At 55.3% G+C, this 25,907-nt stretch carries 21 protein-coding genes; 12 read left to right on the top strand and 9 right to left on the bottom strand.

The window, feature by feature from the left end; all coding sequences use genetic code 11:
- Positions 1-83 precede the first annotated feature (83 nt).
- The 7 genes from ccoG to fnr all read left to right on the top strand — a co-directional run bounded on the left by ccoG (position 84) and on the right by fnr (position 7,758).
- The gene (gene ccoG / locus GPM19_RS11160; RefSeq protein ID WP_160419118.1) at positions 84-1,514 is read left to right on the top strand and encodes a cytochrome c oxidase accessory protein CcoG; all 1,431 of its coding nucleotides are present in this window, start codon (positions 84-86) and stop codon (positions 1,512-1,514) included.
- Between the two features lies 1 nt (position 1,515).
- The gene (locus tag GPM19_RS11155; protein ID WP_160419117.1) at positions 1,516-2,046 is read left to right on the top strand and encodes a FixH family protein; all 531 of its coding nucleotides are present in this window, start codon (positions 1,516-1,518) and stop codon (positions 2,044-2,046) included.
- Complete coding sequence (locus GPM19_RS11150) at positions 2,043-4,490, top strand: heavy metal translocating P-type ATPase (protein ID WP_160419116.1); 2,448 nt, start codon at positions 2,043-2,045, stop codon at positions 4,488-4,490. The genes GPM19_RS11155 and GPM19_RS11150 overlap by 4 nt, the downstream gene beginning before the upstream one ends.
- Positions 4,487-4,717 carry a cbb3-type cytochrome oxidase assembly protein CcoS gene (ccoS, locus tag GPM19_RS11145; protein WP_160419115.1) on the top strand — a complete coding sequence of 77 codons (231 nt, stop codon included), beginning with the start codon at positions 4,487-4,489 and terminating at the stop codon, positions 4,715-4,717. The genes GPM19_RS11150 and ccoS overlap by 4 nt, the downstream gene beginning before the upstream one ends.
- Positions 4,714-5,412, top strand: coding sequence for a sulfite exporter TauE/SafE family protein (locus GPM19_RS11140; protein ID WP_160419114.1), 699 nt, complete (start codon positions 4,714-4,716; stop codon positions 5,410-5,412). The genes ccoS and GPM19_RS11140 overlap by 4 nt, the downstream gene beginning before the upstream one ends.
- A gap of 168 nt (positions 5,413-5,580) precedes the next feature.
- Positions 5,581-6,912 (top strand): oxygen-independent coproporphyrinogen III oxidase, encoded by a 1,332-nt coding sequence (hemN, locus tag GPM19_RS11135; RefSeq protein WP_227842368.1) that lies wholly within the window; start codon positions 5,581-5,583, stop codon positions 6,910-6,912.
- Positions 6,913-7,005: 93 nt separating this feature from the next.
- On the top strand, positions 7,006-7,758 hold the full coding sequence (gene fnr, locus GPM19_RS11130) for a fumarate/nitrate reduction transcriptional regulator Fnr (protein ID WP_160419112.1): 753 nt from the start codon (positions 7,006-7,008) through the stop codon (positions 7,756-7,758).
- Here the strand turns inward: fnr and ttcA are convergent.
- Together ttcA and GPM19_RS11120 are read right to left on the bottom strand one after the other, a co-directional pair.
- Positions 7,745-8,683, bottom strand: a complete 939-nt coding sequence (gene ttcA / locus GPM19_RS11125) for a tRNA 2-thiocytidine(32) synthetase TtcA (protein ID WP_160419111.1) — start codon at positions 8,681-8,683, stop codon at positions 7,745-7,747. The two genes, fnr and ttcA, sit on opposite strands and share 14 nt — an antisense overlap.
- Positions 8,684-8,787: 104 nt before the next feature.
- Positions 8,788-10,608, bottom strand: a complete 1,821-nt coding sequence (locus tag GPM19_RS11120) for a putative nucleotidyltransferase substrate binding domain-containing protein (protein WP_160419110.1) — start codon at positions 10,606-10,608, stop codon at positions 8,788-8,790.
- 704 nt (positions 10,609-11,312) lie between these two features.
- On the opposite strand from GPM19_RS11120, the gene GPM19_RS11115 reads away from it, so the two are divergent.
- The 4 genes from GPM19_RS11115 (at position 11,313) to GPM19_RS11100 (ending at position 18,196) form a co-directional block, all read left to right on the top strand.
- Complete coding sequence (locus GPM19_RS11115; RefSeq protein WP_114485728.1) at positions 11,313-11,573, top strand: DUF4212 domain-containing protein; 261 nt, start codon at positions 11,313-11,315, stop codon at positions 11,571-11,573.
- A gap of 6 nt (positions 11,574-11,579) precedes the next feature.
- The gene (locus GPM19_RS11110; protein WP_160419109.1) at positions 11,580-13,376 is read left to right on the top strand and encodes a sodium:solute symporter family protein; all 1,797 of its coding nucleotides are present in this window, start codon (positions 11,580-11,582) and stop codon (positions 13,374-13,376) included.
- A 99-nt stretch (positions 13,377-13,475) separates the two neighbouring features.
- The gene (locus GPM19_RS11105; protein ID WP_160419108.1) at positions 13,476-13,988 is read left to right on the top strand and encodes a hypothetical protein; all 513 of its coding nucleotides are present in this window, start codon (positions 13,476-13,478) and stop codon (positions 13,986-13,988) included.
- A gap of 260 nt (positions 13,989-14,248) precedes the next feature.
- A complete protein-coding gene (locus GPM19_RS11100) occupies positions 14,249-18,196 on the top strand; it encodes a hybrid sensor histidine kinase/response regulator (RefSeq protein ID WP_160419107.1) in 3,948 nt (1,315 codons plus the stop codon).
- Positions 18,197-18,224: 28 nt separating this feature from the next.
- Here GPM19_RS11100 and GPM19_RS11095 read toward each other — a convergent pair whose 3' ends face one another.
- The 3 genes from GPM19_RS11095 to GPM19_RS11085 form a co-directional block, all read right to left on the bottom strand.
- A complete protein-coding gene (locus tag GPM19_RS11095; protein WP_160419106.1) occupies positions 18,225-18,887 on the bottom strand; it encodes a response regulator in 663 nt (220 codons plus the stop codon).
- 196 nt (positions 18,888-19,083) lie between these two features.
- The gene (gene acs, locus GPM19_RS11090; RefSeq protein WP_160419105.1) at positions 19,084-21,033 is read right to left on the bottom strand and encodes an acetate--CoA ligase; all 1,950 of its coding nucleotides are present in this window, start codon (positions 21,031-21,033) and stop codon (positions 19,084-19,086) included.
- A 190-nt stretch (positions 21,034-21,223) separates the two neighbouring features.
- Positions 21,224-21,784 carry a SprT family zinc-dependent metalloprotease gene (locus GPM19_RS11085; protein WP_160419193.1) on the bottom strand — a complete coding sequence of 187 codons (561 nt, stop codon included), beginning with the start codon at positions 21,782-21,784 and terminating at the stop codon, positions 21,224-21,226.
- Between the two features lie 43 nt (positions 21,785-21,827).
- On the opposite strand from GPM19_RS11085, the gene GPM19_RS11080 reads away from it, so the two are divergent.
- On the top strand, positions 21,828-22,487 hold the full coding sequence (locus GPM19_RS11080; protein WP_160419104.1) for a YecA/YgfB family protein: 660 nt from the start codon (positions 21,828-21,830) through the stop codon (positions 22,485-22,487).
- Here the strand turns inward: GPM19_RS11080 and GPM19_RS11075 are convergent.
- The 4 genes from GPM19_RS11075 to adk all read right to left on the bottom strand — a co-directional run bounded on the left by GPM19_RS11075 (position 22,484) and on the right by adk (position 25,829).
- Positions 22,484-23,623: a phospholipase D-like domain-containing protein gene (locus tag GPM19_RS11075; RefSeq protein ID WP_371829362.1), complete on the bottom strand. Its 1,140-nt coding sequence runs from the start codon at positions 23,621-23,623 to the stop codon at positions 22,484-22,486. The genes GPM19_RS11080 and GPM19_RS11075 overlap by 4 nt on opposite strands.
- A 55-nt stretch (positions 23,624-23,678) precedes the next feature.
- Positions 23,679-24,371, bottom strand: coding sequence for a class I SAM-dependent methyltransferase (locus GPM19_RS11070; RefSeq protein WP_160419103.1), 693 nt, complete (start codon positions 24,369-24,371; stop codon positions 23,679-23,681).
- Positions 24,368-25,066 (bottom strand): tRNA (adenosine(37)-N6)-threonylcarbamoyltransferase complex dimerization subunit type 1 TsaB, encoded by a 699-nt coding sequence (tsaB, locus tag GPM19_RS11065; RefSeq protein WP_160419102.1) that lies wholly within the window; start codon positions 25,064-25,066, stop codon positions 24,368-24,370. The genes GPM19_RS11070 and tsaB overlap by 4 nt, the downstream gene beginning before the upstream one ends.
- Before the next feature lie 106 nt (positions 25,067-25,172).
- Positions 25,173-25,829, bottom strand: coding sequence for an adenylate kinase (gene adk / locus GPM19_RS11060; RefSeq protein WP_160419101.1), 657 nt, complete (start codon positions 25,827-25,829; stop codon positions 25,173-25,175).
- Positions 25,830-25,907 lie beyond the last annotated feature (78 nt).

The raw sequence follows: 25,907 nt of genomic DNA, 5'->3' as shown, positions 1-25,907 counted from the left end.
TTGTTGGCGACGATGAATAGTTATAATGAGGCTCCATTCTCTGGAGCAGCTTCCTTCTGTTCCTTCTGAGCTATGACATCATTATGGAAAGAATACCCAGCGAAGATGTAACTCCGGATTCCGTGGGTCATTACGCCCCCAAGGATCAATCAGCCACCCAGGAAATGTATGCTAGACGGCAGCATATTTATGTGCGTGAAATAAAGGGGCTATTCCAGAAAATCCGGCGCAGCGCCAACTGGGTACTGATGCTGGCATTCTTTCTGCTTCCATGGATCCGGTGGGGAGATCGGCCGATCATCTGGTTTGACCTGCCGAGTAGGGAATTTCACCTCTTTGCCGGGACATTTTATCCTCAGGAGTTCATGCTGCTTTCCTGGCTGCTGATCATCTGTGCCTTTGGTCTTTTTTTCATCACGGTTTTTGCAGGCCGAGTCTGGTGCGGCTATACCTGTCCGCAAAGTGTCTGGACCTTCTTGTTCATGTGGGTCGAGCACCGCATCGAAGGGCAACGCAACAAGCGCATCAAGCTCGACAAACAGCCCATGACATCTGAGAAATTAGCCCGCAAGAGCGCAAAACATACTATTTGGCTGCTGATTGCTCTGGCTACCGGCATTACATTCGTGGGTTATTTCACCCCGATTCGCCAGTTAGTAGTTGATCTTCCCACCTTTGAGGCGCATGGCTGGTCGTATTTTTGGGTGGGTTTCTTTCTGGTATTCACCTATTTGAATGCTGGCTGGTTGCGCGAGCAGGTGTGCTTTTACATGTGCCCCTATGCCCGTTTCCAATCGGTCATGTTCGACCGCGACACCTTGATTGTGTCTTATGATCAAGAGCGTGGTGAACCTCGCGGCGCGCGTAAAAAAGGTGTCGATCCCAAGGAAAAGGGCTTGGGCGACTGTATCGACTGCGAGCTTTGCGTTCAGGTATGCCCCGTGGGGATCGACATTCGTGACGGTCTGCAATATGAATGCATAAGCTGTGCCGCCTGCATCGATGCCTGCGATAGCGTGATGGACAAGATGGACTACCCGCGCGGCCTGGTGCGTTACACCACAGAAAATGCGCTGGAGGGTAAGAAGAGTCACATTCTGCGCCCCCGCCTCGCAGGCTATTTTGCCGCCCTGGTGATCATGATCGGGGTATTTGCCTGGGCGGTAGGTGATCGCCTGCCATTGGGCTTTGATGTGGAACGTGAGCGCAATCAGCTTTATCAAATGACACGTGACGGTCGCATCACTAACGTTTATACATTGAACGTGCGTAACCTGGATGATCGTGACCATACCTATCAGCTAAGTGTTTCCGGACTTCCGGGGCTCACTCTTGATCACAAGACGCTCGACGTGGAAGCCGGTGAATCACGCCTACTCGTGATTGACGTGACCGCCGATGAGGAGGTTATCGAAAAACCCAGCCATTCCATCTTCCTGACTATTGAATCTCAGCAGGATGAAAGTATCAGCCTAGAGCGTGACATACGCTTTATCGGCAACATAAGGAGGTAACATGCCTACCACGACACCCACAAAGATACCTCCTTGGTACAAGCAGTTTTGGCCGTGGTTCTTACTCGGCCTGCTGTTTTCCTCGATTATCGTCAGCACCACTTTTGCCGTCGTGTCGATAAAGAGCTTCGACGGCATGGTCGTCCAGGAAGATTATTACGAGCATGGCAAAGCCATTAACATGGTAATCGCCAAGCAAGTACGTGCGCGTGAATTGAACTTGAGCGCAGAGCTGCTTCTTGATCCGCTCACCAGCGATATCGTGGTGGACTTGGCGGGCGATACACGCCCCGAAAAGTTGTATTTACAGCTCATTTTCCCCACGGAAAATAACCGTGACCAATCGTTCGTGCTCGAGCATGTCCGCGACGGCCGTTATATCACTCAAGGCCCCGATAACCTGCGCTATCGTTGGTATCTGCAGCTACAGCCCGATCAGCAAGATAGCGATTGGCGTCTCACGGGTGAGGCTACCTTCCCCAGTGATAACAGCATCGTGTTACTGCCGGGAGGGCGTAAAGAAAGCGAATGAGCCACGCACCTGCCTGCTACCATTGCGGTAACCCAGTGCCCGCTGCAGCACCTTGGACCATCACCCTGGACGAGGACACCCACCCGCTTTGCTGCCCAGGCTGCGAAGCGGTAGCCCATGCTATCGTCGACGGTGGTCTGGAAAGTTATTACCGCTATCGTACCGAACTTCCAGAGCGCCCGGATGAACGCCAAGCCGTGCGTGCCGACACCTGGTCGGTCTTCGACGACCCAGGCCTGCAACAGCAATTTGTCCATCCCGACGGCGATGAAGGGCATGTCGCCACCACACTAGCGGTGGAAGGCATTACCTGTGCGGCCTGCGCCTGGTTGATCGAGCACCGCCTGAACGCCATGCCGGGAGTAAAATCCAGTGCCGTCAACCTGACCCACCACCGGGTCCGTGTCAGCTGGGACCCCGATCAGATCAAGCTTTCCGAGCTACTTGCCGAAATGGCGGCTATCGGCTATAACGCCCAACCTTATGAGCCGGATCAGGCTCAGGCGCGCCTGCAGCACGAAGAACGAATGAACGTACGGCGTTTGATTATCGCCGCTGTGGGGATGATGCAGGTGATGATGTTTTCCATCCCTATCTATGTCTCTTCACCAGGCGAGATCAGCGAAGATTTCTACGCCCTGTTCCACTGGCTGTCGTTTGCACTAGCAACACCGGTCGTATTTTTTTCCGCCTTGCCGTTTTTCCGCAATGCCGTGCGGGATGTAAAAACAGGCGTACTCGGCATGGATGTTTCGGTATCACTAGCCATTGGTGGCGCTTATCTCGCCAGCGGTTATGCCGTGATATTCGGCGTGGGGGAAGTGTATTTCGATTCAGTGGCCATGTTCACTTTCTTCCTGCTGTTCGCCCGTTATGTGGAAACCCGCGCCCGCCGTCGCAGTGGGCATAGCGGCAATGCCTTGAGTGGCGCGCTACCCCTTTCTGCCGTTCGCCTGGATGATGAGGGCAATGAACGCATTCTCCCCGCCTCAGAGCTCAGAACAGGCGACCGAGTCAGAGTAAAACCAGGCCATAGCGTACCCGCTGACGGCATAATAGAAGCGGGCGAATCAAGTCTCGACGAGTCCATGCTGACCGGCGAATACCTACCTGTCACTCGGCGAATAGGCGATGAAGTCACCGGGGGCAGTCAGAACATGGAAAGCCCTCTGGATATTCGGGTCACTTATGCGGGACGCGAAGCTCGTGTCGCTGGTATTGTCGACTTGACCGACCGCGCCTTTGCCAGCCGTCCGCGTCTGGCACAGATGGCCGCACGCATGGCGCACCTTTTTGTGCTACGCCTATTGATCGTTACCGCCTGCGTGGCAGCGGTCTGGTGGTTCATTGATCCCTCTCGTGTACTCTGGGTCACCCTTTCCGTACTGGTGGTCACCTGCCCTTGCGCCTTGGCACTGGCCACCCCAACGGCTCTTACCGCGGGTCATGGCCAACTGCGTAACCGTGGCGTCTTGATTACGCGTGCCGACGCCCTGGAATCCCTCTCCCAAGCCCATAGAGTGATCTTCGATAAAACCGGCACACTGACGCATGGCGAAATGCAGCTGATGCAGACCCTTCCACTGGGGAATATCGACGAAGCAGATGCCCGCGCCCTGGCAGCCGCCCTTGAAGCCCACTCGGAACATCCCATTGCCCGAGCGTTTCATCCTTTTCGTGACACCACCGTGCAAGCAAACGAGGTGCAAAGCCATACGGGACAAGGGCTGTCAGGCTCCATCAACGGGGCACGCTGGCGACTAGGCAAACCCGAATTCGCCGCGATACAGCCGCCGACCATACCCGATGAAGGGCAATGGCTATTGTTGGCGAAAGAAGGCGAGCCACGTGCCTGGTTCGGTCTGCACGACGCGATTCGCGAGGACGCCGGAGAAACTGTAATGACACTACAGGCCGCTGGCCTCAAGGTCGAACTGCTTTCAGGCGATACGTCGCATGCAGTGGCAAGCTTGGCCAGACAGCTGAATATCGATACCTGGCAGGCAAGCACCTCCCCTGAAGGCAAGCTTGAGCGTTTGCAGCAATTGCAGGCTAGCGGCGAAACCGTGATCATGGTCGGCGATGGCATCAACGATATTCCGGTGCTGGCCGGGGCTGACGTGGCGATCGCCATGAATAGCGCCACGGACCTGGCCCGCACACGCGCCGATGCGATACTGTTGAGTCCACGCCTGATGCGCATTGCCGAAGCGATCCAGATTTCTCGGGCGACGCGCCGGGTGATGCGTCAAAACATGATCTGGTCGGTATGTTATAACGCTTCCGCCTTGCCGCTGGCCGCGATAGGTATCGTACCGCCCTGGCTTGCCGCCATCGGAATGTCTCTCAGCTCACTGGTGGTGGTAGGCAATGCCTTACGCCTATCCCGCTGGCGCAGCAGCACTGTGCCGCTGCCCCATTCCCCTACGCCGGTGCCCGCATGACGATATTGTATCTGTTGATTCCATTATCGCTAATTCTCCTGGGGTTGGCGGTCTGGGCTTTTTTCTGGGCGGTGAAAAATGAACAGTTCGATGATCTGGAAGGGCCCGCTCATCGCATCCTGTTCGATGAAGATGAAAACGACCTCTCGCCCGAGGAGCGCCAGCGCAGAAAACAGCAAAAGCAGCCCCGGACGCGACCGGACGATAACTCCGAGAGCCCTCGATGAATCCCACCGGCATGGACCTACCACCACTGCTGGCGGCGTTCGTTTTCGGTCTTTTGGGTGGAGCTCACTGCATCGGGATGTGCGGCGGCATCATGAGCGCCCTGACCTTTGCCGTGCCGCCCAGCATGCGCCATCCAGCTAGGCTCACAGGCCTGTTATTGGGTTATAACGCCGGGCGTATTGTTAGCTACATGGCTGCCGGTGCCTTGGTGGCAACGCTCGGCACCTTGCTGGCATTGTCCCCCGAGGCCGGCATGGTGCTTCAGGCCTTCGCCGCCGTCATGCTCATCCTCATGGCCTTGTACATCGCCAACTGGTGGAAAGGGCTACTCAAGGTTGAAGCGGTAGGCAAGCGGTTATGGCGTTACCTGGAGCCTTTGGGGCGCCGCTTGATGCCGGTGGTCAAACTCCCCCAAGCCTTTGCTCTAGGTGCCATCTGGGGCTGGTTGCCCTGCGGTCTGGTGTACTCAATGCTCGCTTGGAGTCTGGCCACAGCGGACCCTTTGCATGGAGCCGCCCTGATGGGAGCCTTCGGTCTGGGCACGCTTCCCGCATTGCTGGTTACCGGCATTGCAGCACGCCAGATGGCCGGCTTGATTCGTCACCGCGCCACACGCAGCCTGGCAGCATTAACTATCATTAGCTTCGCGCTTTGGCAATTATGGACATTGCTCACAACCTCCTCGCTTCACTAAGCCCAACCATCGTTACATTGACTCAGCTCAATCTTCCTTTCCTCTCTGCGAACTACCATTAGTACTCTACGTTCTAGATACCGGAGCATCTGTATGCCCGTTCAAGCCATTCCCGACCGCTACCCTGCTTTGAACGGATTCATTCCAGGCAGAGCTTGGAACCAAGCCATGTTACAGCGCAACGACAAAGAGGAGCCTCGCTATGCGTCTTACCCTACGCCGCGCTCCTTTCATGATAACTTCAGTGCCGAAGAGTTTACTGCTGCGCTAGAGCGCAGCAATAGTGGCAACAAGCCTTTAGGCGTGTATGTTCATGTGCCATTTTGCCGAAAAGTTTGCTTTTATTGCGCTTGCGACAAGATAGTCACTCAGAACACCCAACTAGCCGAGCCTTACCTATCCCGGCTGGATCGAGAAATGGTGCTGAGCTCACGCCATCTAGATTCCTCTCGTCAAATACAACAGCTTCACTGGGGCGGCACACCGGCTTTTTTGACATTGGATCAAATGAGCGACTTGATCGACCGGCTGGATGCACGCTTTGGTCTTTCCTACGCGCCAACCCGCGATTACTCCATCGATATTGACCCGCATCAAGCCGATGTATTGACCTTGCGCCATCTTCAAGCCCTGGGCTTCAACCGGATAAGCCTGTCGATACAGGATTTCGACCCGACTGTTCAGCATGCAATCAATCGTGTGCAACCGCACGTCTTGACCGAGACATTGATGGAAGAAGCCAGCCGTCTCGGTTTTCGCTCGCTTTCTCTAGACCTGATTTACGGCCTGCCTTGCCAGACTCGCACAAGCTTCGCCAAGACACTCGCCCAGGCAATCGAACTCAACCCAGCACGCTTCAAGATAACCAGCTACCGTCATATGCCTGAGCGTTTTGCGTCCCAACGGCACATCAACCGCGACGACCTGCCGTGCCCCGAAGAAAAAACGGCGATTCTACATACCGCTATCACCATGCTGACCCAGGCCGGTTACGTGCCTATTGGACTAGACCATTTCGTCCGACCGGACGACAACCTGGCTATCGCTCAGCAGCAAGGCACCCTACAGCGAAATTTCAAGAGCTACTCCAGCCACACCCAATATGATTTGGTGGGCTTAGGAGTTTCCGCTGTAAGTTGTGTGGATAATATCTATGCCCAGAACCCCACTAAGCCGGCAAGCTATGAACAAGCTTTGGATAAGGGTCACTTGGCTATAAAACGCGGCATTCGCCTGACACAGGATGACCAAATCCGCCGGCATGTCATCGAATGCATGTTGTGTGACATGGCGCTCGACCTTGATGAAATCAGTAGACGATGGAGCATCGACGCACCGCGCTATCTTGCAGATGCCTTGACCAAGCTGGAAGACGCCGAACGAGCCGGCTTGATTCAGCGAACCGGTAATAGATTGGTGGCTACTGCCCAAGGGCGATTACTGCTCGGCCGCCTAGTCATGGCTTTCGATGCTCATTCACCAGCCCAAGCGATTTTTTAAAAACCGTTTTTTTAAGGAACTTTTTCGACAACACTTGCTGCCGGCGCTTAATTCCTCATAATGGTCCTTGCCACCTATTTGAGGGAGGAACTCATGCCGGACATCATGGGCCGTCATAGAGCCATACTGAACGAAGCTCACTGTCAAACCTGCAGTTTGAGCTCACTTTGCCTCCCCTTGGCGCTTGAGCTTGAACACATGGATCAGTTCGACTCGATTATTCGTCGTCGCGCACCGCTCAAGAAAGGTGAGCCCCTATTTCGCCAAGGTGATGTCTTCACCAGCGTGTTTGCTGTGCGTTCCGGCAGCCTCAAGCAAGTCACCACGGAAGGTAATGGTAGCGATCAATTGACCAACTTTTACCTCCCCAGTGAGTTGGTGGGTCTTGATGGCATCAACGAAGCAACCTATCCCGGCAGCATCATTGCGCTGGAAACGACTACCGTTTGTGAAATTCCTTTCGACCGTCTGGATCTTCTTTCCGAGCAACTCCCTGAATTACGCGGACAGCTTTACCGCAGCATGAGCAAGGAGTTACGTGAGGATCGGCGCATGATGCGCCTACTTTCACGCAAGACGGCAGACCAACGCCTGGCAAGCTTCTTGATAACGTTATCCGAGCGGTTTCGCCGCAGGGGCTATTCGCCCTATAGCTTTCGGCTTTCCATGTCCCGAGCGGATATTGGTAACTACCTGGGACTGGCAGTGGAAACCGTCAGTCGCATCTTGAGTCGCTTTCAAAGCCAGAAGGTGGTGGCGGTTTCCGGAAGGGAGGTCAATGTTCTCGATATGCCTGCGCTGATTGCCTTATCCGAGGAAGAAGAGCAAGAGCTCAACTCACCTTGACTGCCTGAATGCGGCTGGCCATCAGGTCAGCCTGCTTGGCTTCCAGCCCGATAAAATCGAACAGCTCACGATCGGCCAACTGAGACGGTGCCACATTGGTGACTGCCTTGAACATGCTCTCCAGTCGGCCAGGGTATTTCTTGTCCCATTCCGCCAGCATCTCTTTGGCCAACTGACGCTGCATGTTGGGCTGGGAACCACATAGATTGCAGGGAATGATCGGGAAAGCCATTTGTCGGGAAAACTCGGCGATATCGGCTTCCTTGCAATACGAAAGCGGCCGAATCACAATATTTTTTCCGTCATCAGAGAGCAGCTTAGGCGGCATGGCCTTGAGCGTTCCACCGAAAAAAAGATTAAGAAACAAGGTCTCCAGTATATCTTCTCGGTGATGCCCCAACGCAATTTTGGTGGCCTTGATTTCTTCGGCAAAGCCATACAAAGACCCTCTACGCAGCCGTGAACACAGCGCGCAGGTGGTTTTGCCTTCGGGGGTTTTTTCCTTGACCACCGAATACGTATCTTGCTCGAGAATATGATACTCGACACCTAGATTGTCGAGATAGGCTGGCAAGATATGCTCGGGAAAACCGGGTTGTTTCTGATCAAGATTGACTGCTATCAAGGAAAAATCAACCGGTGCATTGCGCTGCAGGCTGCGCAATATTTCCAGCAGAGTGTAGCTATCCTTCCCGCCACTGAGACATACCATGACGCGATCTCCTTCCTGGATCATGTCATAGTCAATAATGGCATTGCCTACCTGACGCCGCAGGCGCTTTTGCAGCTTGTTGAAGGCGCGTTTTTCCTTGCCATCTTTGCCTGGCTCGGAAGCCGCGACGACGCCATGAGAATTATCTACACCGGAACCGCTCACGCTGGAATGGGCAAAAGCATCAGGATCGAAATGTTCAACGGATTGCATAGAGTAAGACCTGCCGATGGCTGGAATGGCGGGCAAATATTCTATCAACACTCACCCCTTGCCTACCAACAATCTATCCACCAATGATCCCCCGCAGCCTCCACTCACGAATATTCCAGATGGTAACGATGCGTCAGGCGCTGCTTGAAATCCTTGACGATGTGCAGGGCCTCACGCAGCAGATCACGTTCCAATGAGGAAAGTTCCTGCACCACCACGCGATCCGGCTGGCGATCTTCGGCCTCCCCATCCATCTGGGCCAATTGCTGTCTTAGACGAAGTTCGGTGAAAAGTGCCAAGGCTTCTCCCAAGTCTTCGGCAAAACGTTTTTTCAGCCGCCCATCCTCCACTAACGCATCGAGACGCTCAAACGTGGACGTCGCCTTGATACGCCGCTCCAAGGCCATGGTGCGAACCCCATGCACAATCGTAAAGATACCGCCTTTTTTGATATCAATGCCGTGCTGAGGTTTTTTCAGCGAGCCGAACAATGTCAAAGGTGTCGAGAAACGCAGCGCCGTGCGAGCAAAATAGGACAATAAAATCTCATCTCGTGCGCAGCGTTCAAACAATTCATCGCGTACCTGCTCCAGCAATGCTGCATTACCCGCCACCGCATGAGAGTCCAGAAGGATGGCCAGCTTCATCAGGCTCTCACCATCACGAGCCGCGACCCAGTGAGCAATATTGTGCTTCCACTGAGTTACCGTTCCCACCCATTCAGGGTTACATACCATGATATTGCCGGGACAAGGAGGATAGCCCAGCTCCACCAACGTATCCGTCAGGGCTTGCATTTGTTCGCCAACATCCGGCCACTCCAGATCGTCAGCAAGAATCAATCCGTTGTCCTGGTCGGTCTTGAGAATTTGCTCGCCCCGCCCTTCACTGCCCATCACCATCATGCAGCTATCACGATGGTAGCGCTCATCAATCAGAAATCCCCACGCCTTGTTCATGATGCGTCCGTTGAGTGCAGCCAGAAGATCCATGGCAAAGCGTAATTTGACTCCCTGAGCCATTAACGCCTTAACCAGCTCAGGGGTGCGCCGGCTAGCTTCGGTCAGAGCCTGCAGGCTATCCGCCTGCTCGACTTGGAGGCTGATGACATAGCTACGACTGGAGAAATAACTCAGCACATCCGTCAGTTCGACAACGCCGGTTACTTCCTTGTCTTCCACCACCGTTACACGGGCGACTTTGTGACGCGTCATGGCGACCAAGGCTTCAAACAGATATTGCTGCGGTGTGACGCTCACCAGCTCAAAATGGGCAATATCCTTGACCGCAGTGCTCTGCGCCAGCCCCTTGACCACCAAGGCATTGAGCAGATCGGTCTTGGTCACCATCCCCACGCCTTCCTGACTTTTCACCAACAAGCTATCGGCATGGCTGTCATTGAGGGTATGTACCGCCTGGTCGATTGGTGTCGTCGCCTCGACCATCAAGGGCGCGCGCATGCATTCACTCACCTTGGCCAGCATGAACCCGGCCATGGTAACGCCACCTTCTGCACGCTTTTCGGTCAATAAGCGCGCTTTGTGGGCCAAGGTTTGACGAAAAAAATCGTTGAAATCGGGATATTTTCGGCATAACTGCTGAAACAAGGCCTTTGGCAGTAAGTAGCACAGCGTCTCCTGCTCCGCCTGGAAACGATAACGGCTCTTGCCATTGAGGATACTGATCGCGCCAAAAAGATCGCCGGCAGTGTAAAGACCGATCCGAGCACTTGAAGCGGGCAAGGTGGGATCAAGTTCAGCTACTTCACCTTTGTGGATCAGAAAGACAAACTCACCCGGCTGCCCGGTTTCCAGAATGATTTCGTCTCGATCAAAATAGGCCAGATCCACACCACTGCGTATCCGTTCTCGACCCTCCTCGTCCAACAATGAAAAAGGCGGTTGTGAAAGTTCGACATCGACCATGGTATTACCCTCGTTATAGTACAGGTACTACAAGCTTGTGGTGATTCACTGTCTGTCGCCGGCAATGCCGGTAATACTCGTTTCGGTGCAGTTTGCCAAAAACTGCAGCCACACCTGGAGAAGGGTTTCACCGCGCCTTACCATTATTTGATGGAACCCAAAGAACGACTTATGAAAAGAACTCACCCATGCTGAGAAACTGAAAGTCGATGAAAACAGAATACCAAAATCATGTTTTGCGAGAATACCTAGACTATCGTTTCGTATCCTTGAGAAACACATAAGCCCCTACAACAAAAAAATTATCAAAGTCTTTGTTTTTTAAGGTTTTATTAAAAATATTCATTACTCCCCTTTTGTCGTGATACCAAAGTCTGGGATTTAATTTTTGTGTTTATTGCCCAGTATTGTTCATGAGTCAGGCAGGGTAATCGCATGTTAGTAACGTAGCTCGATAGCCAGGCATTGAGGTGAGTAGAGAGCGACTTTAGTCGGCCAAGGGCAGTAAAGGGTAACCGGCGCTGTCATCACCAGTGATGAAAACGCCAGTTACCTTGTTACCTTTTGGACCTATGAACGAGCAAGATGGCTGTAGGCTGAAAAGCGATACAAGAAACTATTCCGTGCATGCGACACCCTGATGAGTCATTCATTTTCAATGCAACTTACCCTCCAACCTTAAATTACAAGTGGAGATCACCACTATGGCAGACGATAAATCCAATGCTGCTGCTTACTGGAAGGCTAACGTACGCCTGATTGCCGGGTGCCTGGTCGTCTGGGCATTCGTCTCGTACGGCTGTGCCATCCTGTTCCGCCCATTGCTGGCAGGTATCCCTGTCGGCGGCACCGACCTTGGTTTCTGGTTTGCCCAACAAGGTTCCATTCTGACGTTCATAGTGCTCATTTTCTTCTACGCCTGGAAAATGAACAAACTGGACGAAAAATTTGGACTCGGGGAGTAAGCCAGCATGAGTCAATTTGCAATCAATCTTTTGTTCGTTGGGGCATCATTTGCCCTATACATAGGCATCGCTGTATGGGCGCGTGCCGGCTCGACCAAGGACTTCTATGTTGCAGGGGGTGGGGTACACCCGATCACTAACGGCATGGCAACGGCGGCCGACTGGATGTCGGCCGCTTCCTTTATCTCCATGGCGGGTCTGCTGGCGTCCGGCGGCTATGCCAACTCATCGTTCCTGATGGGCTGGACCGGCGGCTATGTCATCCTGGCCATGTTGCTGGCACCTTACTTGCGCAAGTTCGGCAAGTTCACCGTACCGGACTTCATCGGCGATCGCTTCTACAGCAACACCGCACGTCTGGTGGCGGTAATCTGCCTGGTAGTGGCATCGGTCACCTACGTTATCGGTCAGATGACCGGTGCTGGCGTGGCCTTCTCGCGCTTTCTGGAAGTCAGCAACACCTGGGGCATCTGGATCGCCGCCTTCATCGTGTTCCTGTATGCCGTATTCGGTGGCATGAAAGGCATCACCTACACCCAGGTGGCGCAGTACGTGGTACTGATCATTGCCTACACCATCCCGGCAGTGTTCATTGCCATGCAGTTGACCGGCAATCCCATTCCCATGTTTGGCATGTTCAGCACTCATACCGAGTCCGGCTTGCCGCTGCTGACGAAGCTGAACACAGTACTCAATGAGCTTGGGTTCCGGGACTACACGGCTGATGTCGACAACAAGCTGAACATGGTTCTGTTCACCTTGTCGCTGATGGTAGGTACCGCTGGTCTGCCTCACGTCATCATCCGCTTCTTCACCGTTCCCAAGGTGGCTGACGCACGTTGGTCCGCGGGCTGGGCATTGGTGTTCATCGCCCTGCTCTACCTGACGGCCCCGGCTGTCGCCTCCATGGCACGCCTGAACCTGATGACGACCGTTTACCCACAAGCTGCAGGTCAGGTGGAAAACTACGAGGAGGCCATGGATAACGCCCTGGTCTACGAAGAGCGTCCCGAATGGATCAGAACCTGGGAAGAGACGGGCCTGATTACCTTCACCGACCTCAACAATGATGGCCGCGTCCAGCTTTACAACGATGGCAATGAAGACTTTGCCGATACAGCGGAAGCGCGTGGATGGGAAGGCAGCGAACTGAATGTCAACAACGACATTCTGGTACTCGCCAACCCGGAAATTGCCAACCTGCCGCCTTGGGTTATCGGTCTGATCGCCGCCGGTGGTATTGCAGCGGCACTATCTACCGCCGCGGGTCTGTTGCTGGCCATTTCCTCGGCCATCAGTCATGACTTGATCAAGACCATGATCAACCCGAAGATCTCCGAAAAAGGCGAAATGCTGGCTGCGCGCATCTCCATGGGCGGCGCCATCTTGCTGGCAACCTATCTCGGTCTTAACCCACCCGGGTTTGCGGCTCAGACGGTGGCGCTTGCCTTCGGCATCGCCGGTGCTTCGCTGTTCCCGGCGCTGATGATGGGTATCTTCTCCAAGCGCATGAACAGCAAAGGCGCGATTGCCGGCATGCTGGCCGGTCTGCTCTGCACCCTACTGTATATCTTCACCTACTTGGGCTGGCTCTTCATTCCCGGCACCAACATGCTGGCCAACACCGCGGAAAACTGGGTACTTGGCGTTTCGCCGCTGTCCTTCGGCGCGGTGGGTGCAATGATCAACTTTGCGGTTGCCTTCGCGGTATCCAGTGCCACTGAAGAACCTCCGCAAGCTATCCAGGACCTGGTGGAAAGCGTTCGCTCTCCAAAAGGAGCTGGCATGGCAGTCGACCATTAAGCCATAATCGATTCCGGATGCAGCCTCTCTGAGCTGTGGAATCAAAATGAAATCGGGCTTCCCCTAGGGGAGCCCGATTGCTTTGAGGAAGGTTGAATTATGTTATGGCATTTAGTTGCGGCAGTATTTGCCGGTTTAGCAGCCGCCGGAGTGGGCTTGTTCTTGCGGGTTGTGACTCGCAAATGGCTACCCAGCTGGATCGTTCCGGTCTGTGCCGGGCTGGGCATGCTGGCTTACCAAATCAACCACGAGTATTCCTGGTTTAGCCACAAGCAAAGCCAGCTGCCTGAATCAGCGCAGGTAATCAGCAGTGAAAGAGGCGAAGCCTTCTGGCGCCCCTGGACGTATTTCTTTCCGATGACCATCGCCTTCAGGGTCGTGGATCAGGACAACATGGTGAAAAGTGAGGCGAATGACCAACAACTGGTTGAATTCATCCTCTACCACTTTGAAAAACTGCATATGGACCGGGTAACCACGCAGGCTTATCTACTCAATTGCACCACCCGCGATATCGTGCCCCTCGGAGGGGAACAGCGTCAGCCCCGCACCACCGAGATGCGTCAGCTAAAAGACTCGGCCCCTCTCTACCAAGCGTTATGCAACACCTGACATTGCTTTCAAGCGACCTGTGTCAAATTTTCAATGCCTGAGTAGCGCCCGGAAACCGCTCGGTGGACTGGACTCACTCAGGTTATTTCGCCATTACAAACTTCCCGCCTCACGACTGCCCCCCTAAGCGGTATTAACGTAGAATCGGCGTTTTCCCCTGCTGCCTATCGCTTGGCCCGGGTTTTCCAGCACTTCCAGGCGCTATTTCGGTAATCGTATTTGCCAAGCTCCTATTGTTAGCTCTATTGACGGAGAGATGCATGTTCCACGGCTGGCTGCTGGTAATTATTTCCTTGTTCTACATTGCCGTGTTGTTCACTATCGCCTGGTACGGTGACCGTCGCGCACGCATGCATGGCGCCAGCCGACGCCGTCCGATCATCTACAGCTTGGCACTGGCCATTTACTGTACTTCCTGGACGTTTTATGGCGCGGTTGGGCAAGCCGCTACGGCGGGCTGGTCATTTGCCAGCATCTTTGTCGGACCGATACTGACCTTCCTGCTTTTCTGGCCGATTCTGGCCAAGATGATCCGGGTGGCCAAACACCAGAACGTCACCTCGATCGCCGACTTTATCGCTTCGCGTTATGGCAAGACACAATCCTTGGCCGCCTTTGCCAGCCTGATCGCCCTCGTCGGTACCCTGCCTTACATCGCCTTGCAGCTGAAAGCCGTTTCCACATCGTTTACCGTACTGACTGATGCCACTGATATCACCCATACCCCGCTATTCGGGGACACTGCCTTTTACATTGCCATCGTCATGGCCGTGTTTGCCATTCTATTCGGCACCCGCCACACCGATGCAACCGAACATCATGAAGGTCTAATCCATGCGGTCGCCTTCGAATCATTGATCAAACTGGTGGCATTTCTCACCCTGGGTGCCTATGTCACCTGGGTGATGTTTGACGGCTTGGGCGAGCTAATGAGCCATGCCGAAAGCCAACTTGAGCTGCAGCGCCAGCTCGCTCGCCAGGACTTCGGGCAAAGTTTCTGGGCGCAAACGCTTCTGGCCATGCTGGCGATCCTTTGTCTGCCCCGCCAATTCCATGTAGCAGTAGTGGAAAACATTCATCCAGATGACGCCACCAAGGCGCGCTGGCTATTTCCGCTCTACCTGATTGCCATTGCCTTCTTCGTAGTGCCTTTGGCCGCCGCCGGCCTGATGCTGTTTTCCGGCACTGGGGTGGAAGCCGACTCCTACGTCCTGGCCCTGTCGATGGCCTCCAACCAGCAATGGCTGACGTTACTTACCTTCATCGGTGGTTTTTCCGCCGCCACCGGCATGGTCATTGTTGCGGCGGTAGCCGTCTCCATCATGATCTCCAATGAAATCGTGATCCCCGCCCTGTTCCGTATGCGCTGGTTCGACACCAAGGCCCGGGATTATGGGCGTATGGTGCTGCGAGCACGGCGCCTTACCATCATCGCCGTCCTCGCCATGGCCTACGGCTTCTACCATTTGATCGCCGAGTTCTCCTCACTGGCATCGATCGGCATGCTGTCTTTTGCCGCTGCGGCACAGTTCGCTCCAGCGGTAATCGGCGGGCTTTACTGGAAACGCGGTAACCGGCTCGGGGTTATCGTGGGGATGAACGTGGGTTTTGCCATCTGGGCCTACAGCCTGTTACTCCCGGCAATGATCAGTGCTGGGGTGCTACCGATGGAATGGCTGGACGGTGGACCATTGGGGCTGAACTGGCTATCACCCGTGTCATTGTTCGGACTCAACCTGGGCGACAGCTTCACCCATGGGGTCATGCTGTCGTTGGGACTCAACTTATTCTTTTATATCTTTATTTCGCAAATTACCTCGCAACGCGTGGTAGAACGCATTCAGGCTTCGCTGTTCGTCGATAGTGTTGAAACTCGTCAGACCTCGGTCAATCGTCCCTGGACGGGCGCCACCACGGTGGGCGACTTGAAAGTACTCTGTGAACGTTTTCTCGGAGCAGGCCAGGTCGACAGAGCCTTCGAGAACTACGCCCGGCGTAGTGGCAAACCCTTGGATAACAGCACGCGTGCTTCGATCGACATCATTCAGTTCACCGAGCGCTTTCTGGCATCGGTGCTTGGCGCCTCCTCGGCGCGCATCGTGGTCAACTCGGCGCTCCAGGGCCGGGGTATCGGCATTTCGGATGTTATCTCGATTGTCGATGAAGCCTCGCAAGTGCTGGAATTCAACCGCGCCCTTCTTCAAGCCACCATCGAAAACATCAACCAAGGCATCAGTGTGGTGGACCAGAACCTCAAACTGGTGGTGTGGAACCAGCGCTATCTGGAGCTGTTCCGCTTCCCAGATCACTTGATTCGCGTGGGCGCGCCTATCGACAGGATCTTTCGCTATAACGCCCATAACGGTGAATACGGCCCTGGTGACCCGGAAGAACACGTCCAATTGCTGCTCGACAACATTCGTGACGGCCAACCGCATCGCTATGTGCGCTACCGCCAGGATGGCAGCGTGCTGGAAGTTCAGGGTAACCCGATGCCCGGCGGCGGGTTCGTGTATACCTATCAGGATATTACTCAGCAAAAGCGCATTGAAGAGGCGTTGATTCGTTCCGAGAACAACATCCGCATCTATACCGACAACGTCCCGGCTCTCATTGCCTATTTCGACAAGGAGTGTCGCTACCTCTTCACCAACCGCGCTTATGAGCAGGCCTTCGGCATCGACCGTAATGCGGTCATCGGCAAACGCTATGAAGAGGTACTTCCGGCCAGGCATGCCGAAGAACGGGTACCTTGGGTGGCACGCGCCCTGGCTGGCGAGCGAGTCAACTTTGAAGTCTCGCTCAGGGTCAGTGACGCCATGCGTTACATGCTGGTGACCTACACCCCACACTTCGGCGACAGTAATGCCATCCTGGGTTTCTTTGCCCTCTACCAGGACATTACCGAACGGCGCCAGGCTGAAATCGCGCTTAAAGAAACCAACGAAACTCTGGAGGAACGGGTCCGCGAGCGTACTCAGGCGTTATCCGAGGCCAACGCCGCCCTGCGCCAGGAAAACCGCGTACGTGCAGAAGCGGAGCTGGCGCTACGCCAGGCCAAGCAGCTCGCGGAAGATGCCAACGCCTCCAAGACCCGCTTTCTGGCGGCGGCAAGCCATGATCTGTTGCAACCTCTCAATGCCGCGCGTCTTTTCACCTCAGCCTTGCTGCAGAACGTGAAAGCCGAAGACACCCAGCGCACCATCGGCCATATTGATAACTCCTTGCAGGCCGCCGAAGAGCTACTCGGCACCTTGCTGGATATTTCCAAGCTCGATGCCGGCGCCCTGACCCCGCGGCGCAGTCACTTCGCCCTGGCGGATATCTTCCGTCCCTTGCGCGCCGAATTCGAAGTCATGGCCGATGAGCGCGGCCTGGATCTGATGGTGGTTCCCACTCAGCAATGGGTGGACAGCGACCCCCAGATGCTCAGACGCATCGTGCAGAACTTTCTTTCCAATGCCCTTCGCTACACTCAAGACGGCCGCGTATTACTGGGATGCCGACGCCGGGGCGACCGGTTATGGATAGAAGTCTGGGACAGTGGCCCGGGCATTCCTCAGTCCAAATTATCGGAGATCTTCCAGGAGTTTCGCCGACTGGACCAGGTATCACGCCACAAGGAAAGCGAGAAAGGATTGGGGCTCGGGCTGTCGATAGCCGACCGAATGAGTCGCGTACTCGATCATCCGATCAAGGTGCTTTCTCAGGAAGGGGTGGGTACCGTCTTTGCCGTGAGCGTTCCGCGAGTAGCCGCCAGAGAGCGACCCACCGAAAATACCGAGCTTCAACAGCGTCGCGGCAGTAACAAGCTTGCCGGCATTCGCCTTGTATGTATCGACAACGAGACATTAATTCTGGAAGGCATGGTCGCCATGCTATCGGGATGGGGATGCGAGGTGTTTACCGCAACCACCATCGGAGGAGCGAAATCGATACTGCGCAACATGAACGGAGAACCCGATGCGATTTTGGCGGATTATCATTTGGACAATGAAGTCACGGGGCTGATGGCGCTGGAAGTGTTGAGTGAACGCTTGGAAGGGGAAGTACCGGGAGTCGTGATCACTGCCGATAGAACCGAAGCCGTGGCGGAAGAAATCAGACGCAGTGGTTATCAGCTATTGCTCAAGCCAGTGCGCCCCGCTGCGCTACGTGCCCTGCTGACCCGCACCTTGCAGGCCAGCCGTGCCCCTCACAGCGACTAGTCGATTCGCTGCAAAAGACAAGGTTAGCTCAGGACTGAACCTTGGGGGGGTCGACTTCAAGCTTCTGGGCGGCAATCACCGCCTGGGTGCGTGAATGCACTCCCAGCTTGCGCAAGATAGCCGTTACATGCGCCTTGATCGTGGCTTCGGAAACACTCAGTTCGTAGGCAATTTGCTTGTTAAGCAAGCCTTCCGTCAACATGTTGAGAACACGAAACTGCTGAGGCGTCAACGAGGCAATGGCTTCGGCAAAGCGCGTTTCATCCTCATTGTTGCCTTCCATGACATTGGCCAAGGCTTCCGGCAGCCATACTTCACCTTCGAGAATTTCTCCCACTGCTTCAGCAATCAGGGCAAGCGAAGATGATTTGGGAATGAAGCCGGAAGCGCCATAATCGATGGCACGTCTTACCACATAAGGTTCATCACTACCCGATACTACTGCTACCGGGATATCGGGCATCTGGCCGCGTAACTGGATCAACCCGGAAAAACCATGAGCGCCGGGCATGTGTAAGTCCAGAAGGATCAAGTCCGCATCGGGGTGGCGCTTGACCACTTCATTGGTCGCTTGCATGGTGTCGGCTTCCACGATTTCTGCTTGTGGTGCCAACTGGCGCAACGCCTGAGTCAGCGCCGCACGAAAAAGCGGGTGATCGTCGGCGACAATAAATTTATGGGCAAAGGCCATGGATATTCCTCCGGTTCCTTACGCAGCGGGTCACTACCTGCCGCCACGAGGCTAGGCTCATTGGGTGGGAGCATGGTACCGCATGGACTTCCTGATGCCCAAGCACTGCACGAAGAATGTATCATTTTTATACAACAATGCCGGCCCAAAGGGCCGGCATTGTTCATTGGCATCGCTTATATTTGATTTGGCGCAATTATTTGATGGCGCGTTGCTCGATCAAGTCATCCACGACAGAAGGATCCGCCAGAGTACTGGTATCGCCTAGGCCCTCACATTCATTTGCAGCGATCTTGCGAAGGATGCGACGCATGATCTTGCCTGAGCGCGTTTTGGGCAGACCCGGCGCCCACTGAATGATATCCGGTGAGGCAATAGGCCCGATGTCCTTACGTACCCACTTGATCAACTCTTTCTTGAGTTCGTCGGTAGGTTCGGCATTATCGTTCAAGGTAACGTAGATATAGATACCCTGACCCTTGATATCATGCGGGAAGCCAACCACGGCAGCCTCGGCAACGGCTTCATGGGCCACCAAGGAAGATTCGATCTCGGCGGTACCCATACGGTGGCCGGAGACGTTGAGCACGTCGTCAACACGCCCAGTGATCCAGTAGTAGCCATCTTCGTCACGGCGGGCACCGTCACCGGTGAAGTACATGCCTTTGTAGGTCGAAAAATAGGTCTGAACGAAGCGCTCATGATCATTCCAGATCGAACGCGCCTGACCCGGCCAGGAATCCATGATCACCAGATTACCGTCGTTCGCGCCTTGGAGCTCATTGCCTTCGTTATCGACAAGGGCCGGCACAACCCCGAAGAAAGGCATGGTCGCAGAGCCCGGCTTGAGGTCAATTGCGCCCGGCAAGGGAGCAATCATGATGCCACCGGTTTCCGTCTGCCACCAGGTATCCACGATAGGGCATTTTTCATTGCCGATAACCCGGTAGAACCACTCCCAGGCTTCCGGGTTGATCGGTTCACCTACCGAGCCCAGCAAACGCAGACTTTCACGGGTGCTGGAATCCATGACGTTGTCGCCATGCGCCATCAAAGCACGCACTGCCGTGGGAGCCGTATAAAGGATGGAAACCTTGTGCTTATCGACGATCTCGCCCATGCGGCCGTGAGTCGGATAGCTCGGCACCCCTTCGAACATCAGGGTGATGCCACCGTTGGCGAGCGGTCCATAAATAATATAGCTATGGCCCGTGACCCAGCCCACATCGGCGGTACACCAGTAAACCTCGCCTTCCTTGTAATCGAAGACATACTGATGCGTCATCGCGGCATACGTCAGATACCCCCCGGAGGTATGCTTCAACCCTTTGGGGGCACCGGTGGAGCCGGACGTGTAAAGGATGAATAGCGGGTCTTCGGCGCCCATTTCTTCCGCCACACAGTCGGTGGACTGATGGTCCACGGCATCCTGATACCAGACGTCACGGCCGTCTTTCCACTCGACATCGCCCCCGGTACGCTTGACCACCAATACCTTCGTGCAGACGTCGGTACCGGGACGCGTCAGGGCGGCATCGACGTTATCCTTGAGCGGCACGTGCTTACCGCCACGCACGGATTCATCGGCGGTAATCACCAGTTTGGAGTCGGCACCGATGACACGCTGGGCCACGGCGTCCGGGGAGAAACCACCGAAAACTACGGAGTGAATGGCGCCGATACGTGCACAGGCCAGCATGGCGACGGCGGCTTCCGGAATCATCGGCATGTAAAGCGTGACCACGTCACCCTTGGCGACACCCATTTCCTTGAGCGCATTGGCAAGCTTGCAGGTACGCTCATGCAGCTGACGGTAGGTGATCGTCTCGGAGTCGTTGGGGTCATCCCCTTCCCAGATGATCGCCGGCTGATCGCCGCGCGCTTCAAGATGGCGATCCAGGCAGTTGGCGCTGACGTTGAGAGTACCGTCTTCAAACCAGCGAATATCTACGTTATTGATGTCAAAAGAAGTGTGCTTGATTTTTGTGGGTTTTTTGATCCAGTTAATACGCTCGGCCTGGTCGGCCCAGAAGCCTTCAGGATCGTCCACCGATTGCTGGTACATGGCCTGATACTTTTCTTGGTCGGCCCAGGCATTGGCGGCGAAATCGTCGCGCACCGGATAGACGTTCTGCTGTTCGCTCATGAAATTGCCTCTAGTCCGTAGGAATGTGTTCGCGGAAACAATTCCGTGAAATGCATTCACTAAGGGGAATGTTGTCGACCAGGTTATTATTAACTCTATCGACGCCATATAACTCTCTTAGCATAAACCTCCCTTGGCGGCCTTCCCTTTAGACATTGGTATTAGCTATTTTTATTTATATAACAAAGACTTATATACACCCTTTGGGCCTATCCTCCGCATGATAGACCAAGGTCTCGGCACAAAAACGGCACCGGTAGTATCCTCCTTGCAGGACGAAGGTATGTCGGCGGCGCGTCAAGGCATGCTCCCGGCAACCACAGCGATAGCGAAACGGGGTCGAACGCACGCGCCGCGTATCGAAGCGGTGGGTTACCCGAGGCACCAAACCGAATAACTCTCGCATGACGGTTTTCCATTCATGCCCATGAGGTTTCAGCCGAGGACCATTTTCCAGGTGAAATACCAACCAGTGGGCCATTTCATGGGGAATCACTTCCTCAAAGAAAGCCAGACGATTATCTCCCAAGAGTAGTCGATTAAAACGCAGTCCGCCGCGTTTCATATTCGCCTGACCCGCCCCGGCCCCACGCAGATCCAGCCATACTCCCGGTCGCGGTAAATCGGGATGCACTTCCCGGCACAACTGCCATGCCTCGGCCACCCGCACATCCACGGCCTGTGCCAAGGCGCTCGAATCAAGTGATCCTAGCCGTTTGCTGCACGGCGAAGGCAATACCGGTGTCATCATAATGCTAAACTGTGCCCTTGATTCACGTAATGATGAGGTTCCCATGGCAGATCACTCCTCCCCTCATGCGGAGACACCCTCTCCTCAGCCGCTGCTTGACGATGAGCAACTTGAACGGCTGGATGAGTTTCTCGATTCCGAGCATGTCGACCCCGATGCGCTGGATTTGATTTCAGCTCATGGCTTTCTTGTCGCTCTCGCCGTCGCTCCGCGGGAAACCCCTTTCACTGAATGGATGGCGGAGCTTTTCCAGGGCGAGCCGACGTTCACCAGCGACGCTCAGCGCCAGGACATTTTCGCGCTGCTCACCCTGCTGCGCGATAACGCCGTGGACGTGCTCGAACAAGGCGGGCTGCCGGAGCTACCTTTCGACTTGACCCTCGAGGGAGCCATACCGGAAGACACACCTATAGGCGACTGGTGTGCCGGTTTCATGGAAGGCGTTTTCCTCGATGAAACCGCCTGGTTCGACGATAACGAAGAGGCCACGGCAACGCTACTTCTGCCGTTCATGCTGCTCTCCGGGCTGTTCAATGACGAACCGGACATGGCAGAGCTCTCCGCCGATACCCAGCGCCTGGAAGCGCTGGTGGTTCAGCTACCCGAACTGGTACTGGATATTTACCTGCACTACCGGGTGCCGCCGGAAACCGCCAAGCCCAAGCCGCGCAGAAAGACACCGGCGCCGGGCAAAAGACGTTAACGCAATCGAGCCAGCAAACTGTCCAGCGTGCCATACAGCCATTCCTTGATGCGTTGCGGATAGGGACGTTTCGCCCATTCACCGGCATTCACTTCTGCACTGGAAGCGAAATTGCGCTTGAACAATTCGCCCACCTCATCCGCCAGATATCGATCTTCGATTTCCTGGTTGGCTTCCAAGTTCCAGTGCAGATTCCAGTGATCGAAATTGCAGGAACCCAAGCTGACCCAATCGTCCACCAGCACAAATTTTGCATGAATGAAGGTAGGCTGAAATTCAAAAATTCGCACACCCGCCTTGAGCATACGCTGATAAAACCGCTGACCGGCATAGCGCACGCCAGGGTGGTCGTGCTTGCTCCCCGGCAGCAACAAGCGTACATCCACCCCACGGCGCGCCGCTCGAGTCAGCCGCAGGCGCAAGGTAAAGGTGGGCACGAAATAAGGCGTACATAGCCACAGCCGTTGCCGGGAAGAGGAAACACGTTGGTACAATGAGTGGCGGATGGCCTGATAACGGTAACCCCGCCCCCAGATCACCCGGCCGCGCATGCCTTCCTCGCCTTGCCGCAACGTAGACATATCCGGAAGCTTGCGTACCAGCCACGTCTTTCCCTTACCGCGCGTCAGCCTGGAATCCCATAACTGGCGGAACAGCCGCTCCCAGTCGTTCACTACCGGTCCTTGAATACGGATGGCAATTTCGTACCAGGCTTGAAGGAATTCATCCACGGCCCCGAACCCACCGGTAAATGCCACCTTACCATCGACGACCACGATTTTACGGTGATCACGGCTCAGGTTACGCGCCAGGGAATGAAACCCCAGCGGATTGAAAAGACGCAGTGCCACACCGCCCGCCTCCAAGCGGTTTCGGTCTTCATTGGAAAGGCCCATGGCGCCGTAACCATCCAGCAATAGAAGAACCGTCACGCCGCGCTGGGCCGCGGCTATCAGTGCATTGCAGACCCGAGTGGCAAGCTTACCGGACTCCATCAAGTAGAGTTCGATCAGTATGTAATCCTGCGCTTGCGCCACTGCCTTGAACATGGCGGGCAAAAACCGAGAAGCCTCGGGCAATAGCGTAAACTGATTGCCCTCTTGCCATACACTTTTCAAGTCGCTTCCTTCATGCATCCCGTCGCATCCTTGGTCTTCTTTCCCAGGCGTTTGTGGCTCAGCCCGGCAAGTATCAGCGCTGGGTCAAAGCCCGATGAACATACAAATCATACCGACTGGTTTTACCCTCCACCCTATGCTGTGGCGCTGGACCCTCGATAGGCGGCGCCTTGCGTGGCCGCTTGACCACCACCCGATGGGTCGCCACATCCAGCGCCGCTTCCAGCAAGCGCGATGCATCAGGATCATCGCCAGCTAGCTCACGAAACAGGCGCATTTCCTTTTTGACCAGGGCGGACTTTTCCCGATGAGGAAACATGGGGTCAAGATGAATAACCTGAGGCGAAAATGCCGCTTCAGCGACCAATGTTTCAAGCTCGCTGGCTGCATCGCCCTTGACCAGCCGCATGCGGGCGATGATCGCAGCCGTTTTTGGATCACCGGCAGCACGTATCAGGCCGTCCTCAAGCAAGGCGGCAATGGCGTCGACACGTTCGATCAATAGCACCTCGGCACCCAGGCTCGCCAATACGAAAGCATCGCGCCCTAGACCCGCAGTGGCATCGACCACATTCGGCGTTATCCCCTTGCTCAAACCGCAGGCCTTGGCGACCAACTGGCCGCGACCCCCGCCAAAGCGACGCCGATGAGCCACGCGTCCTTGCACAAAGTCCACTCGTAGAGGTTTGCCGTACAGACGTTCATCGCCGGCCAACACCAAACCATCTGATTGATGGCGCAAGACCCACCCTCCAGGCAGGCTCATGCTGGTTTTTTCCAGGCGACTTCATTACGCAGGTAGACTGGCTGAACTTCATGGGGGTCGCATCCCAGGCCGGCATCAAGATCCCGAGCAGCCAACACCGCCATGTCTTCGGCACTGGCCTCGATGTTCTCGAGGGTCTGGGTCAAGCCGGCTTGGACCTGGGCGGGCATTTGTTCCCATAATGCCCATCCCGACCCCACCCCTACCCAGTCAGTTTCCTTTGATGGCAAACGCAAGGCTTGCGGGGCCAGGACGGCTTCTTGCTGCAAAAGCGTGGTGACGCCATCGGCACAGTGCCAGGCAGCCACGTAAATCTCGCCCATCCGGGCATCCAGGGCAGTGACTAGATAGCGAAAGTGATAGCGACGGTGGGCGCCCAGTGCCAATGCCTCCAAGGTGGATACGCCCAGCAGCGGCCGTTCCAGACCAAACGCCAACCCCTGAGCTGCACCCGCTGCAATTCGCAAGCCGGTGAAAGAGCCTGGACCACGACCATAGGCAATCGCATCCAATTCGCTTGGAGTAATGCCGGCCTCGGCCAGGACCTCATTCACCATCGGCATCAACCGACGGGTATGGGCACGGGGCGTCAGCTCAAAGCGACTGATGCATTCCTGCTTTTCGGCATCCCGCCGAAGCAAGGCAACCGAACAAGCACTCGAAGAGGCATCCAAGGCAAGCAACACTGATGACATGGCGAAAACCACCCAACGCAGAATGAAACATGATTATACGTGGCTTGAACCATAACGACGATGGCCCGCACGAGGCGGGCCATCTGTAATACTGGGCAAGCAAGAGTCAGTCTTTAAGTGCTTCAAGCACCTGACGGGTAATCTCGTCAACGCTACCAGTGCCTTCCACACGATGATACTCGGGGGCCACCTGCGGATCTTCCTTGGCCCACTGCTTGTAATAGTCGACCAGCGGAGCCGTTTGGTCATGATAGACCGCCAGACGATGACGCACGGTGGATTCCTGATCATCTTCGCGTTGAATCAAGGCTTCGCCGGTCACATCATCCTTGCCTGGCTCCTTGGGCGGATTGTGCTCGACGTGATAGACGCGCCCAGAGGCAGGGTGGACACGGCGACCTGCCAGACGGCTGACAATTTCCTCATCGGGAACCGCAATTTCCAGGACGTGATCGATCTTCACGCCGGCGTCTTTCATGGCTTGCGCCTGAGGAATGGTGCGCGGGAAGCCATCCAACAGGAATCCATTTTCGCAATCCGGCTGGCTGATACGTTCCTTGACCAGATCGATGATGATGTCGTCGGACACCAGGCCACCGCTGTTCATGATTTCCTTGACCTTGAGCCCCAGCTCACTGCCTTCCTTCACGGCGGCGCGCAGCATGTCGCCGGTAGAAATTTGCGGAATATTGAACTGCTCGCAAATAAACTGAGCTTGAGTTCCCTTGCCAGCCCCCGGGGCGCCCAACAGGATCAAACGCATCGCACTGCTCCTTGGATTACAAAAATATAAAAAATAGACCGTCGACAATAACCGTGGCGCCGGGGTGGCACAACTCTC

The organism is Vreelandella zhuhanensis, from assembly GCF_009793355.1.
GTDB classification, from domain to species: Bacteria; Pseudomonadota; Gammaproteobacteria; order Pseudomonadales; family Halomonadaceae; genus Vreelandella; species Vreelandella zhuhanensis.
This window is presented reverse-complemented; position numbering and strand designations above follow the sequence as displayed.

Excerpts from the sequence above, each read along its gene's own strand:
- GPM19_RS11095 (WP_160419106.1), bottom strand. The coding sequence starts at position 18,887 with ATGGCCTTTGCCCATAAATTTATTGTCGCCGACGATCACCCGCTTTTT.
- GPM19_RS11075 (WP_371829362.1), bottom strand. The coding sequence starts at position 23,623 with ATGCATGAAGGAAGCGACTTGAAAAGTGTATGGCAAGAGGGCAATCAG.
- fnr (WP_160419112.1), top strand. The coding sequence starts at position 7,006 with ATGCCGGACATCATGGGCCGTCATAGAGCCATACTGAACGAAGCTCAC.
- tsaB (WP_160419102.1), bottom strand. The coding sequence starts at position 25,066 with ATGTCATCAGTGTTGCTTGCCTTGGATGCCTCTTCGAGTGCTTGTTCG.
- acs (WP_160419105.1), bottom strand. The coding sequence starts at position 21,033 with ATGAGCGAACAGCAGAACGTCTATCCGGTGCGCGACGATTTCGCCGCC.
- GPM19_RS11085 (WP_160419193.1), bottom strand. The coding sequence starts at position 21,784 with ATGATGACACCGGTATTGCCTTCGCCGTGCAGCAAACGGCTAGGATCA.
- GPM19_RS11155 (WP_160419117.1), top strand. The coding sequence starts at position 1,516 with ATGCCTACCACGACACCCACAAAGATACCTCCTTGGTACAAGCAGTTT.
- ttcA (WP_160419111.1), bottom strand. The coding sequence starts at position 8,683 with ATGCAATCCGTTGAACATTTCGATCCTGATGCTTTTGCCCATTCCAGC.
- GPM19_RS11070 (WP_160419103.1), bottom strand. The coding sequence starts at position 24,371 with ATGAGCCTGCCTGGAGGGTGGGTCTTGCGCCATCAATCAGATGGTTTG.
- GPM19_RS11080 (WP_160419104.1), top strand. The coding sequence starts at position 21,828 with ATGGCAGATCACTCCTCCCCTCATGCGGAGACACCCTCTCCTCAGCCG.
- GPM19_RS11115 (WP_114485728.1), top strand. The coding sequence starts at position 11,313 with ATGGCAGACGATAAATCCAATGCTGCTGCTTACTGGAAGGCTAACGTA.
- ccoG (WP_160419118.1), top strand. The coding sequence starts at position 84 with ATGGAAAGAATACCCAGCGAAGATGTAACTCCGGATTCCGTGGGTCAT.
- GPM19_RS11100 (WP_160419107.1), top strand. The coding sequence starts at position 14,249 with ATGTTCCACGGCTGGCTGCTGGTAATTATTTCCTTGTTCTACATTGCC.
- GPM19_RS11105 (WP_160419108.1), top strand. The coding sequence starts at position 13,476 with ATGTTATGGCATTTAGTTGCGGCAGTATTTGCCGGTTTAGCAGCCGCC.
- adk (WP_160419101.1), bottom strand. The coding sequence starts at position 25,829 with ATGCGTTTGATCCTGTTGGGCGCCCCGGGGGCTGGCAAGGGAACTCAA.
- GPM19_RS11120 (WP_160419110.1), bottom strand. The coding sequence starts at position 10,608 with ATGGTCGATGTCGAACTTTCACAACCGCCTTTTTCATTGTTGGACGAG.
- GPM19_RS11110 (WP_160419109.1), top strand. The coding sequence starts at position 11,580 with ATGAGTCAATTTGCAATCAATCTTTTGTTCGTTGGGGCATCATTTGCC.
- GPM19_RS11150 (WP_160419116.1), top strand. The coding sequence starts at position 2,043 with ATGAGCCACGCACCTGCCTGCTACCATTGCGGTAACCCAGTGCCCGCT.
- GPM19_RS11140 (WP_160419114.1), top strand. The coding sequence starts at position 4,714 with ATGAATCCCACCGGCATGGACCTACCACCACTGCTGGCGGCGTTCGTT.
- hemN (WP_227842368.1), top strand. The coding sequence starts at position 5,581 with ATGTTACAGCGCAACGACAAAGAGGAGCCTCGCTATGCGTCTTACCCT.
- ccoS (WP_160419115.1), top strand. The coding sequence starts at position 4,487 with ATGACGATATTGTATCTGTTGATTCCATTATCGCTAATTCTCCTGGGG.